This window comes from Alteromonas sp. 1_MG-2023, assembly GCF_030547075.1.
Lineage (GTDB): Bacteria > Pseudomonadota > Gammaproteobacteria > Enterobacterales > Alteromonadaceae > Alteromonas.
On sequence record NZ_JAUOQH010000012.1, the window covers coordinates 39,917 to 52,530 of the forward strand.

Consider the following 12,614-nt stretch of genomic DNA (forward strand, 5'->3'; position numbering starts at 1 on the left):
GAAGGTACTTAACAGCGCAGGCACCCGCTAACTTAGTAAACGCACAATTAACTACGTGACGTTAGGTATTCGTGCACTGAGTTGGCATCGCGTTCAGCAGAGAACTTAATTAAGTTAACACCGTTACACGTTAAACCGTTTTCTGCAGTCACCATACGTAAAACTTCACGTTGGCTTGCACCAATACGGCCTACGTTACGTGCTAGGTTTGAACGCAATACTTTTACGTCATCAAGAACAACAGCTTTACAGAAGCCAGAGAATTGTGTTTCGCCTACGAAACGAACGTCTTTTTCTGGAGCAGCATTCGCATTAACAGCAAAAGCTAGTGCAGCAGTAGCCGCTAAAGTTTTAAGTAATTTCATCATTAGATCCTCAAAGGTTTTGGCAAACTCGTTAAAAGCATTTCAAGGAAGGTATTCCCTGAGTGCCCTTTATTTATGGCCTAAAATGGAAATTAATGCTGTTTAAAGATTGTATAAGGCGAGTAAACTAACGGTAAATCAGAATGTTACTAAATGTTTAACAAACTATACGTTTGATTTATATAGTATTATTAGTGCAGGTTATAGCGGTTTGATATAGCCGAGTGATTTTTACTATCAAAACGGTCTAATACTTTCGTCTATTTTTGTTGATTATTACAGCTTCAGTATGAAATTTTTACAAAAAAAAGCGAGCCACGGTACTAAAAAACCGATAACTCGCCTATTTTTGTTGTAATAAAACTACATTTTAATCGTATTTTCTCAAACGCTTCGTTGAAATTGCATCTATATAAGCATGCCATGAGGCATAGCCAATCAATGGCATTAAGATGATAAATCCAACAAACCCTGTTACGAAGCCTATCGCCACTGCGCTAAAAATGATGGCGCCCCAGATAAGCATAGGCACTTTATTTACCCATACTGCATTTACACTGGTTAGCAATGCGGTGGCTAAATCAACCTTACGTTCCATTAATATAGGTTGAGTAAACGCGGTAATAAATAACATGCCTAACGTAAAGCCGGCCCCAACAATTGAACCTAATACTAAAAATGGCATTAAACTCTCAATGGTTGTTTCTATATTTGATGGATACAGAGCATGGATGAGTGAAGCCACACGCAACCAAAATATCATCATTACCATTAGCAAGATGCCAAACCCCCATTCATTAACTGCGTTTCTTCGCATTGCCCGCAATGAATGCATGAACGTAGGCTTGTGCCCTTTTTCTAACTCCCAACTAATGTCATAAAGACCAGCGGCTAAAAAAGGCCCAATTAACATGAAACACACGATAGCCGGCATAATGACCAAGTGCCAGCCTGTCATTTCAACTAAATACATTATTAACCAAGGTATAACGGCGAACATAACACCATACACCGCTGTTAAAATAGGTGTACGCATAGCATCACGTAAACCAAGTGAAAGCCATTTTATAGGATCACCTATATCAAGCTCTTTGCAAGGAATAACCCTCGCAATACCGCTTTGTGTTATCGCATTTTCTGGGGTTTCTTTAAAATGGTGCGACATAATGAGAACTACCTCTGCTATTACACGTAATTGGCGTTGGCGCCCTTGTTCATCCTAATGCGCCGTATCTATACGATAGGCCTATTAACGCAATTTTACAATTAATTAACAAAAAATTAGACTTTTTGATGAGACTTTTTTTGTAATTAGCTTTTAATGCATTAGTTTCATCTATAAAGATTTCTTAAAAAAACCGTTTAATAATAGAAATCTGGTTAAATCTGATAACTTTTATGATGCAAACTTCGTATGGCCGTTCGTTTTTTAATCAAAACGAAATATATTTCACGTTATGCACCAAATTAGGCTTCGCAAGGGTATGTGGTTTACGTTAATCTCAAGGTCTGTAAATTAACCAGAAAGACCATGAAAACTGTATCTCGCTCACACAAATTAGATAACGTTTGTTATGACATTCGCGGCCCCATTGCGGCACAAGCTAAAAAAATGGAAGATGAAGGCCACCGTATTTTAAAATTAAATATTGGTAACCCTGCCCCATTTGGTTTTGAAGCCCCCGACGATATTCTTAAAGACGTTATTCATAACCTGCCCACTTCTCAAGGATATTCAGATTCAACGGGAATTTACGCAGCACGTGTGGCCGTCATGCAGTATTACCAGCAGCGCAATATTCAGCATATTCGTGTAGACGACGTTTACATTGGTAACGGCGTTAGCGAATTGATAATGATGGCCATGCAAGCACTACTTAATCATGGCGACGAAGTGCTTATTCCTAGCCCAGACTATCCCTTGTGGACAGCGGCGGTAAGCTTATCTTCAGGCTCTCCTGTACATTATAGATGTGATGAACAGGCTGGTTGGTTCCCTGATTTAGATGACATAAAAAGTAAAATTACCAGCAAAACACGGGCTATTGTTTTAATTAACCCGAATAACCCTACTGGGGCTGTTTACGACAAAGCGTTATTGCAAGATGTAGTTGATTTGGCAAGAGAACATGGCTTGGTTGTTTTCAGTGATGAAATCTACGATAAGATTTTATACGACGATGCAGAGCATACCTGTATTGCCTCTCTTGCTGACGACGTATTTTTCGTAACGTTTGGTGGGTTATCTAAAAACTATCGCGTAGCAGGCTTTCGATCAGGCTGGTTAGTGGTTAGCGGTAATAAGCGATTAGCGAAAGACTATATTGAAGGCTTAAATATTCTGTCTTCAATGCGAATGTGTGCAAACGTGCCTTGCCAAAGTGCAATTCAAACGGCGTTAGGTGGGTATCAGAGCATTAATGACCTAGTGAAAGACACGGGTCGTCTGCGTATTCAGCGTGATGTAGCGGTAGACATGCTTAACAGCATTGACGGTATACACTGCGTTAAACCCAAAGGCGCGATGTACTGCTTTGCCCGAGTTGATGAGAAAAAATTCAACATAAACAATGATGAGCAAATGATTTTAGATTTGCTGCGCGCTGAAAAAATACTACTGGTTCACGGCAAAGCCTTTAACTTAGCCGACGGCGTTTATTTCCGCTTAGTGTTTTTACCGCATAGTGATGTGCTAGTTCCGGCGCTTCACCGTATAGGTAACTTCTTTCAACACTATCAACAAGGCGCTTAACGTGTCAGATAAAAGTCATTTTTTTGCTCACCTCGCCCGATTAAAGCTTATTAATCGTTGGCCGCTTATGCACAATGTAAGAACTGAAAACGTGCAAGAGCACAGTTTACAAGTTGCTATGGTGGCTCACGCCCTTGCCCTTATTAAAAATAAATTTTTTGGGGGCACGTTAAATGCGGAACGCATTGCGACTATCGCTATGTTTCACGACGTGTCTGAAGTGCTAACGGGTGATTTACCTACGCCGGTAAAATATTTTAACCCAGACATAAAGCACGAATATAAAAAGATAGAGAAGATAGCCGAAAACATCTTAATCGACATGGCACCAGACGCATTTAAAGAAGATTATGCCTCGCTTATTGATGCTAATTTTCACAATGAGGAAGAAGCCTTTATCGTGAAAGCTGCCGATGTGCTATGTGCCTACTTGAAAACCTTAGAAGAACTTTCAGCAGGAAACCAAGAATTCAAACTGGCTAAAAAGCGGTTAGATAAGATTTTAAAAGAATATCACTCAGATGAGGTCGACTATTTCTTAACTCGCTATGTACCTAGCTTTTCGCTTAGCTTAGACGAAATTACCCAGGAAGAAATTTAGAAAAGGAACACACTGTGACAGTACAAAAGTGGGAACAAGATTTACACGCACGTAGACTGCCGCGCAGTGTTTCTCGCGATGGCGATCATCGCAATCCCTACCAGCGAGATAAAGCTCGCGTACTGCACAGTGCTGCGTTTCGACGTTTACAGGCAAAAACACAAGTATTAGGTGTTGGACTAAGTGATTTTTATCGCACTCGCCTTACTCATTCTTTAGAAGCCGCGCAAATAGGCACTGGCATTACCGCCCAATTAAGCGGTAAGTTTCCAGATATCGCCAGCAAATTAGCCCTTGATGCCACGCTTATTGAAACCTTGTGCTTAGCCCATGATATTGGCCACCCGCCTTTTGGACATGGTGGTGAAATTGCCCTTCATTATATGATGCACGAACATGGCGGCTTTGAAGGAAACGGACAAACGTTTCGTATAATTACTCAGTTAGAGCCCTACACTGCCGAGCATGGCATGAACTTATGCCGCCGAAGTGTATTGGGTCTTGTGAAATACCCCAATTTTACTGATACCCTAACAGCCCCTAAGGTTAACGGTGAACGCCCCGCTTCATTACGCCAAGTAAAAGCCAGCGAATGGCATCCCCCTAAAGGCTTGTTTCGCTGTGACGAACCTTTATTCGATTGGTTACTAGCGCCGTTTAGCGCCTCTGACAAAGACAGGTTAATGTCTTTTAATCAATTTGATACCAAGCACAGTAAAACCCGTTTTAAGTCTTTTGATTGCTCAATTATGGAACTTGCGGATGATATCGCCTACGGCATTCACGATTTAGAAGACGCGATTGTAATGGACATGGTGAACCGACAAGATTTTATTAGTGATGTCACCCTTCCGCTAAAAGCACTAGAGATAAAATGGTTATCAGATAACATTGATGAACTTACCGATAAGCTTTTCAGTAAAGCCCATCACGAGCGCAAAAACGCCATTGGCGCTCTGGTAAATAGTTTTATTACGGCCATAGAAATCACCGATGTAGAAGGCTTTGAGCATCCACTGCTAGCATATAATGCCAAAATGCCTAACGACTTTGAAAGTGGTTTGGAGCTATTTAAGCGCTTTGTGTATAAAAAAGTGATTCGTCGCCCTGATGTACAGCAGCTTGAATATAAAGGTCAAATGGTCGTGATGGAGTTATTAGAAGCTTTTAGTTCCGATCCTGAACGTCTATTGCCTGAAAACACCCAAGAACGTTGGTTGAAAGCCTGCGAACAAAATAACGGCATGCGAGTGCTTGCTGATTATATTTCCGGTATGACCGATGAGTTTGCCTCACGGTTATATGGAACCCTTTTCTCCCCCCGACAAGGTGGCATTCAAGACAGCTTCCATATTTAGCGTTAAGTGTGGAATAAGGTTATTAAGTTATGTTGCGCAATACTAATCTTTAACCGCATTAGCAACAGTTTGTGCATTTACAACTTGGTTCACACTCCCCTGAATAACCACGGTGGCTGATATTTTATCCTGAATGGCTTGTCTGTTTGGATCCCAGTAAACCTGTAAAAAGCCTAATAACCCCGTCGCAAAACCTGCTCCGTAACCGCCGTACCGGCCAAAGCAATCAAGCATGCCAAGTGGCTCACCGCTTAGCGAAACCACACGAATATTACATATTTTTTTACCTGGAGTTTGCCCCCGCCAAAGTAACGAGAACAAGGTAAAGTAAACAGCAGCCCAACCAAAACCTAAACCTAGGTCTTGTATAATGCCTTTGCCCCACTGCAAAATACTGGTTACAGGTGTTGTGTTGTTTTCGTTTGTATCTTGGCCCGCAATACTTTCTGGCGCTAAATCTACATTTTCAACATCATCTGATGCAATAGCTTCATCATCGGCTATGACCATTAAGTGCAATAGCGTGCGAGTAATTTGACTATTTCCAGCGTCTTCAATTTCAGCAAGCTCAGGCAATTGAGCAACTAAATTAGCGCTAGCAGCACTTTGGCAAATATCATCGCAGTTTTTATCGTCGTCTGTTTGCGCTAAATATGTGCGTATTATTGATTTATCATGTTCACTTAACTCATCTTTTTGTTCTGCTTTGTTTATTTGCGTTCCTTGTATGCTGCTATCGCCTTCAAAGAAGTCTATTGCTAACGAGAGTATCGTTAGCGAACTTACAAATAAAAAGCTTGCTGCAAATAGCTTTAGGGCTCTACGCCAAAACGACGACATTTTAGGAAGATATTCTTGTGCAGTGCCTTTATAGAAAGCCATAGCAGCAACAAAGGCAATTAACGTTGCGCTAAGCTTTGCAGCCATAAATATTAAAATGACATCAATGATCATTGCTAATGCGCGTTTAATAGGTGGAGCCAAAGGAATGCCTAAAAGCGCTTGGTCAACTTTAAAGGCATACGGGGTGATCACATCTCTGGTTTCTGAGCCAGATAGCGCTAATTGGTCTATTTCATTGGCTTTCATTTTTATACTTGTTATTAAAATAGGTAAACCATGCAAGTTACGCGTTTTTCCATTTCAGCTCAAGCTAAAGCCATTGATTATTATGCATAAAAAAGCATAATGAGTTTAATTGGCATCACTTATCACCATTGTTTCTTGTTATGTTCTTTTTACTACATGAAATTTTATTCTTATTAAATGGGTCTTATTTATACGCGTCAAATCTGTAGTAACTTTTTCATAAAATACGCGTGTGTAATACTAGGCGTGTAATACAATCTTAAAAGCGTGCCTTCACGTAAGTAATGTAACCTCGGAGCCTTCGCGCGAAGTCGACGTTACCTGCTTTTCAATTTTTAATGTCTAAGCGCGCTCAATAATTATGGTGTAAGTATGTCTAAACCTTTTAAGCCGTCAGTAAAGCTAACCGACAACCACGTAACCGATGAAAGTATTTATTTAAATCGACGCCGACTACTTAAGTCTCTTGGCTTTGTCGGTGCGTCCGCGTTGTTATCAAACCCCGCGAATGCAGCTGGATGGTTTTGGGAAGATGATAAAGAGAAAGCAGAAGCATTTAAAACCCAAGCGCTTAAATTTAGTCAGCCTGAAAAATATCAAATTAGCGAAACACAAACCCCAGAAGCTAAAGCCACTTCTTACAATAACTTTTATGAATTTGGCACTGCCAAAGATGAACCGGTTAAAAACGCGCAAGAATTCGATACATCTGAGTGGACATTAAAAGTCGATGGGCTGGTGAACAAACCGCTTACACTCAACCTTGATGATTTAACGAAACGTTTTCCTCTTGAAGAGCGAATCTATCGACTTCGCTGTGTAGAAGCGTGGTCTATGGTTATCCCTTGGATAGGTTACGAGTTAGGCGCGCTGTTAAGAGCAGCGGATCCCCTTTCGTCAGCTAAATATGTGGCCTTTGAAACCTTATACGAGCCTAAGCAAATGCCAGGGCAGCGCAACCGCTTCCTTGGCGGTGGTATTGAATATCCTTATGTTGAAGGGCTAAGGTTAGATGAAGCTATGCATCCACTTACCTTAATGTCGGTAGGGCTATATGGTAAAACCCTTCCGCCACAAAATGGCGCGCCTGTTCGTTTAGTGGTGCCATGGAAATACGGTTTTAAAAGTATTAAGTCGATTGTTCGCATTCGCTTGACCGATAAGCAGCCCCCCACTACATGGAACCGTTTAGCGTCTAACGAATATGGCTTTTACGCTAATGTGAACCCAGATGTATCACACCCTCGCTGGAGCCAAGCGAGCGAACGCCGTATTACCACCGGAGGCTTGCTATCACGTAATAGAATACCTACCGAAATGTACAATGGTTACAGTGAAGTGGCGCCGCTTTATTCAAGTATGGACTTAACGCGTAACTTCTAATGAAATTATTTAAAAAGCCAGTTCGTGTTTCAAATTTAACCCGCAGGTGCTTAAAAGGTTTTATTCACTTATTAGCACTCGGGTATCTCGTTGGGTTATTTTATGCGGGGGTAACCGACAATTTAGGCCCTGATCCTGTTGATACCTTGTTGAATGAAACCGGTATATGGGCAATACACCTTTTGCTTATTACGCTGATGTTAAGTCCATTAGCAAAAATACTGCCTAGCCCGGAGCCAATTAAATTTAGGCGAATGCTGGGGATATATAGCTTTGTCTATGCGTTGTCACATTTTGCGACTTACATTCTGTTCGAACTGCAACTGGACATGAGTTTGATTGCTACAGAGCTAGTAAAACGCCCCTATATAGTGGTGGGCCTAACTGCTCTTATTTTGCTATTTGCACTTACTATTACGTCGTTTCAGAAAATACGTCGAAATATGGGGAAACGCTGGCAACACCTACATAACAGTATTTATATAATTGTGCCTTTGGTGTTATTGCACTTTTCGTGGTCTCAAAAAACCATATGGCAAGAACCCATATGGTATTGGTTGTTTGCCTTTATATTGTTATTCAACCGAATTAAAGGTTTGGTGACCACAGCACTTAAAAAGCATGCTCGCAGTAAAAATCGGAAACACGCTACTCAGACTTAACGCGTACACGGGTGGAATTAGCGAATGATAAAAAACAACAGCGCGGCATATCGCGCTGTTTTGCCAATTCCCACTATCAATACAAAAAACCAAAACCGCGTACGTAAAGTGCCCGCAAGTAGAGTTAATGGGTCGCCAATAATTGGCACCCAAGCTAAAAGCAAAGACCATTTCCCCCACTTTTTATACATGACTTCAGCCCGCATAAAGGTAGCGTGGGAAACGCGCAGCAATTTTGTTGCTACCAATTGGCCGTAGCGAAAGCCCAATACATAATTAACGATTGAACCCAATATGTTGCCTAAAGATGCAACAACCAGTAACACTAGTGAAGAAGAACCATTTAGTGCCAAGGTGGTTAATACAAGCTCTGAGCTTAAAGGCAATATTGTGGCAGCAAGAAAGGCTGAGACAAACATACCTACATAACCTAGTGTTATTAAACTACTCACCGCAAATCATGCCCTCAGTATCTGTTACTAAGTTTAACGCTAATGTTTTCAACCTAGTGAAATTCTACGAGGATGTAGTTTACCTAAGTCGCAAATATAGTCATTAAGTTTGCTCTATACGTAACGCAAGTGACCGGCGCCCCCCGCTGTCGCTGGGCTTATACCCAAACAACCTCGCTCTCAATAATGGCTTCAACTAATTATCTACCTTTTTGTGACTACACCATTGTGTGAAAAAAACACAATTTAATGCTTGCAATCCTTTTAACTTAAAACTACTGTATACACATACACACTGTATAAACAGACAGCCTAAAGTTAAAACTGACTATCAGTTCAACCTAAAGCAGCTGATTTGTTTAAAAAACAACTTACGAAAAGGTAACGCTATGAACACTTCATCAATTGCACGTTTACAGGCATTACGTACCTCAGTGACCAATAAGTCTGTTTCAAGCACCGCTACTTCTAATGTTGTACAACTCCCCTTACCTTTCGAAGGTTATCCTGGTGAAGGTAAAGGTGGCACAAGTAAGGGCTGGAATTATCTATTAGCCGATTCAGTGTCATTTTCAAAAGAAGTCGACCACGCCATTCGTATTCAAAAACCTGAAAAGGAAAAAATGCCAGAGTGGATTAGCAAGCTAATAACTGGCGGTCAGTGTAAAACACTGTATGTTGAAAATATTGATTTAGATTTACAGCCTACCGACAGCGACATGATCAGAAAGCTTTGCGAACTTTATTCAGTATGTTTGGTAAATGTACGAGTAGATTCAGCACTAAATGAAGGCAACCTTGCAGTAGGGCCATGGTAATTCGTTTAATTTACCGTTAGCATTGCGCCCGCGTATGTATTCAATAGCGCACTGCTAACTTGGTTGTAAAAAATTATGCGATGTTATTGCTGTTCAAATTTACCATTTTCTTCATGTTGTGAACCTTTTTTAAAAGGGCAAGCCACACCTCAAACTGCTGCTCAGTTAATGCGTTCTCGTTTTTCTGCCTATGCCAGCAAGCACTTCGATTATGTATTGGATACCTACACAAAGGTGCGTCAACCTGAATTAAGTGTTGACGAATTAACCGCTAATGCAGCTAATGCCACGTGGTTTGCACTGGAAGTGGGTGAAACTGAAAATGTCCCTCTTATTGTCCAAGGTGAAGGGGTGGCTGAGGCCGCAGCGCAAAATAATGAAGGGGCGACAGATACTGTCGATTTCACCGCTTATTATTTTGAAAATAAAAGTCTTTATCAGTTACATGAAACTTCGAACTTTATTGTTGAAGATGGCCAGTGGCGCTACCACGACGGTATACTTCATGATGATTGCGGCAAAGTAAAATACGGTCGTAACTTACCCTGCCTTTGCGGTAGCGGGAAAAAATTCAAACAATGCTGTGCAACAAAAATACGGTAGTGGCTACTTGAGTTCGATAGTAGCTGCTTAAGTACATTAGTAGCTACTTAAGCCGCGTTGTAGCCCACATTCAGTGTTAATACGAAATGTTTTTAAAGCTGTTTAACAGCACCTCATTTTATTTAAGATGTCCAAAACCCGAGGTGATTTAACCTGTTAGCTCGGGCCTTTGGACCGTTCAATTCCATTCTTTTTCTTCATAGTTTTCACCTTTCACATCGCTTCATATAAGCAGATGGCTTCTAAAGCAGAGCAATTACCCAATAATTTTATATTTTAAATATCGGCAATTATGAGTAAAACTCATCATTCAATGAAATTAAATCATTTTTATTCATCGGAAAAAATGCGTATAAAACCCCCTCTGCTCAACATAACTTACGTATTGCATTCGTTTTTAATTAGCCGCTACAGGCTTAATTGGAAAATACAGAACCGTTGTACTGAGCAAAAAAATTTGGGTTTATGTTCACAAATGGAATGTCAGATCACCATGAATAACTTTTTTACTTTTTCGCTTAATCGCGTTTGTTTTGATGAGAATTACCGTCCATCTGACAACACACGTATCACCACCAATTTTGCTAACTTGGCTAGAGGTAATCGACGTCAGGATAATCTTCGAAATGCATTACAGATGATAGACAATCGTTTTAATGCACTAGCGTATTGGGACAATGTTAATGGGGATCGTTATTCGTCAAAGCTTGAAATTATATCGGTTGATATAGATGTTGAAGGTAACGGTTCTACCTTCCCCACCATTGAAATACTAAAAACAAATATTCTTGATCGCAAAACCAATACAACCATTGAAGGAATTGTGGGGAACAATTTCTCGTCTTATGTTCGAGACTACGATTTTAGTGTGATCTTATCTGAGCACAATAAAAACCAAACCCAATTTAGTATTCCCAATGATTTTGGTGATTTACACGGGAAGTTGTTTAAAGCATTCGTAAATTCAGACATTTACAAAGAAAACTTCAGTAAATCGCCTGTTATTTGCCTAAGTGTTTCCGAAAACAAAACTTACCAAAGAACTGAAAATCAGCACCCTGTATTGGGTTTTGAATATCTACCCGATGGCTCATCGTTAACCGAGCAGTATTTCCAAAAGATGGGCCTGCAGGTTCGCTATTTCATGCCGCCTAATAGCGTTGCACCTTTGGCATTTTATCATTTTGGCGATCTACTAAACGATTACACCAATCTTGAGTTGATAAGCACTATTAGCACCATGGAAACATTCCAAAAGATTTATCGCCCTGAGATTTACAACGCTAACGCGGTTGCCGGAAGAGTGTATCAACCAAATTTAAAACACCAAGATCATTCACTCACGCAAATAGAATATGACCGAGAAGAACGTAATCACTTAGCGGCTCAGCAAGGTAAGTTTGTTGAAGAGAATTTCATCAAGCCTTACCACAATATTCTTCAGCAATGGTCTGCAAACTGCGCCCTTTAACTCATTCAAACGTGTAGTACATATTATGAAAAAATTATTACCTACTTCAATTGCCGGCAGTTTGCCTAAACCGTCTTGGCTTGCACAACCTGAAACACTTTGGTCACCTTGGAAATTAGACGGTGATGAACTGGCTCAGGGCAAGCAAGACGCGTTACGTCTTTCGTTACTTAATCAGCGACAATCTGGTGTTGATATCATTAGTGATGGTGAACAAACTCGCCAACACTTCGTTACCACTTTTATTGAACATTTAAACGGTGTTGATTTTCAGCAGCGTAAAACGGTAAAAATTCGCGATAGATACGATGCCAGTGTACCTATGGTGGTTGGTGAAGTGACTCGCCAAAAAGCGGTGTTTGTTGATGATGCTAAATTTCTTCGTCAACAAACTGATCAGCCCATAAAATGGGCTCTTCCTGGCCCCATGACTATGGTAGATACCCTTTACGACAGTCACTACAAAAGTCGCGAAAAGCTTGCCTGGGAATTTGCGAAAATATTAAACCAAGAAGCCAAAGAGTTGGAAGCTGCAGGCGTTGATATTATTCAGTTTGATGAACCTGCATTTAATGTCTTTTTCGATGAAGTGAATGATTGGGGAATAGCGGCACTTGAACGTGCTGCTGAAGGGCTAAAGTGTGAAACTGCCGTTCATATTTGCTATGGCTATGGCATTAAAGCCAACACCGACTGGAAGAAATCATTGGGCACAGAGTGGAGACAATACGAAGAGATTTTTCCCAAACTGCAATCGTCTTCTATCGACCTTATTTCACTAGAGTGTCAAAATTCTCGAGTTCCAATGGAATTAATCGAGTTGCTTCGTGGCAAAAAAGTCATGGTTGGTGCCATTGATGTAGCCACCAATGCTATTGAAACACCAGAAGAAGTCGCTAACACGCTTAGAAAGGCCCTACAGTTTGTTGATGCCGACAAACTATTACCTTGTACCAACTGTGGCATGGTGCCATTGTCACAACATGTAACACGCGGAAAACTCAATGCGTTGAGTGCAGGCGCTGAAATTATTAGGCAAGAACTGACGCGTTAATGTTAT

At 40.7% G+C, this 12,614-nt stretch carries 13 protein-coding genes; 9 read left to right on the forward strand and 4 right to left on the reverse strand.

The window, feature by feature from the left end; genetic code table 11:
* Nucleotides 1–47: 47 nt before the first annotated feature.
* Both Q4561_RS13415 and Q4561_RS13420 read right to left on the reverse strand, forming a co-directional pair.
* On the reverse strand, nt 48–365 hold the full coding sequence (locus tag Q4561_RS13415; protein ID WP_303461141.1) for a DUF3718 domain-containing protein: 318 nt from the start codon (nt 363–365) through the stop codon (nt 48–50).
* 370 nt (nt 366–735) lie between these two features.
* Complete coding sequence (locus tag Q4561_RS13420; protein WP_303461142.1) at nt 736–1,530, reverse strand: DUF2189 domain-containing protein; 795 nt, start codon at nt 1,528–1,530, stop codon at nt 736–738.
* Between the two features lie 366 nt (nt 1,531–1,896).
* On the opposite strand from Q4561_RS13420, the gene Q4561_RS13425 reads away from it, so the two are divergent.
* From Q4561_RS13425 to Q4561_RS13435, 3 genes are read left to right on the forward strand one after another with little or no spacing between them, the layout of a single operon-like run.
* Nucleotides 1,897–3,117 (forward strand): pyridoxal phosphate-dependent aminotransferase, encoded by a 1,221-nt coding sequence (locus tag Q4561_RS13425; protein ID WP_303461143.1) that lies wholly within the window; start codon nt 1,897–1,899, stop codon nt 3,115–3,117.
* Nucleotide 3,118: 1 nt separating this feature from the next.
* Complete coding sequence (gene yfbR / locus Q4561_RS13430; protein ID WP_303461145.1) at nt 3,119–3,718, forward strand: 5'-deoxynucleotidase; 600 nt, start codon at nt 3,119–3,121, stop codon at nt 3,716–3,718.
* A 14-nt stretch (nt 3,719–3,732) separates the two neighbouring features.
* Nucleotides 3,733–5,076, forward strand: coding sequence for an anti-phage deoxyguanosine triphosphatase (locus Q4561_RS13435; protein WP_303461146.1), 1,344 nt, complete (start codon nt 3,733–3,735; stop codon nt 5,074–5,076).
* Between the two features lie 42 nt (nt 5,077–5,118).
* On the opposite strand, the gene Q4561_RS13440 is transcribed toward Q4561_RS13435, so the two are convergent.
* Complete coding sequence (locus tag Q4561_RS13440; RefSeq protein ID WP_303461147.1) at nt 5,119–6,165, reverse strand: RDD family protein; 1,047 nt, start codon at nt 6,163–6,165, stop codon at nt 5,119–5,121.
* Between the two features lie 372 nt (nt 6,166–6,537).
* Between Q4561_RS13440 and msrP the strand changes: the two genes are divergently transcribed.
* Entirely contained in the window at nt 6,538–7,548 is a 1,011-nt protein-coding gene (gene msrP, locus Q4561_RS13445; RefSeq protein WP_303461148.1) for a protein-methionine-sulfoxide reductase catalytic subunit MsrP, read from the forward strand.
* Nucleotides 7,548–8,210: a sulfite oxidase heme-binding subunit YedZ gene (locus Q4561_RS13450; RefSeq protein ID WP_303461150.1), complete on the forward strand. Its 663-nt coding sequence runs from the start codon at nt 7,548–7,550 to the stop codon at nt 8,208–8,210. The genes msrP and Q4561_RS13450 overlap by 1 nt, the downstream gene beginning before the upstream one ends.
* Nucleotides 8,211–8,227: 17 nt before the next feature.
* Here the strand turns inward: Q4561_RS13450 and Q4561_RS13455 are convergent, their stop codons facing one another.
* Nucleotides 8,228–8,662 (reverse strand): YqaA family protein, encoded by a 435-nt coding sequence (locus Q4561_RS13455; RefSeq protein ID WP_303461151.1) that lies wholly within the window; start codon nt 8,660–8,662, stop codon nt 8,228–8,230.
* A 389-nt stretch (nt 8,663–9,051) separates the two neighbouring features.
* Between Q4561_RS13455 and Q4561_RS13460 the strand changes: the two genes are divergently transcribed.
* The 4 genes from Q4561_RS13460 (at nt 9,052) to Q4561_RS13475 (ending at nt 12,608) form a co-directional block, all read left to right on the forward strand.
* On the forward strand, nt 9,052–9,480 hold the full coding sequence (locus Q4561_RS13460; protein ID WP_303461153.1) for a deoxyguanosinetriphosphate triphosphohydrolase: 429 nt from the start codon (nt 9,052–9,054) through the stop codon (nt 9,478–9,480).
* A 75-nt stretch (nt 9,481–9,555) separates the two neighbouring features.
* Nucleotides 9,556–10,083 (forward strand): YchJ family protein, encoded by a 528-nt coding sequence (locus tag Q4561_RS13465; RefSeq protein ID WP_303461155.1) that lies wholly within the window; start codon nt 9,556–9,558, stop codon nt 10,081–10,083.
* Between the two features lie 493 nt (nt 10,084–10,576).
* A complete protein-coding gene (locus tag Q4561_RS13470) occupies nt 10,577–11,554 on the forward strand; it encodes a DUF1852 domain-containing protein (protein WP_303461157.1) in 978 nt (325 codons plus the stop codon).
* Between the two features lie 25 nt (nt 11,555–11,579).
* Nucleotides 11,580–12,608: a methionine synthase gene (locus Q4561_RS13475; protein WP_303461159.1), complete on the forward strand. Its 1,029-nt coding sequence runs from the start codon at nt 11,580–11,582 to the stop codon at nt 12,606–12,608.
* Nucleotides 12,609–12,614: the final 6 nt, after the last annotated feature.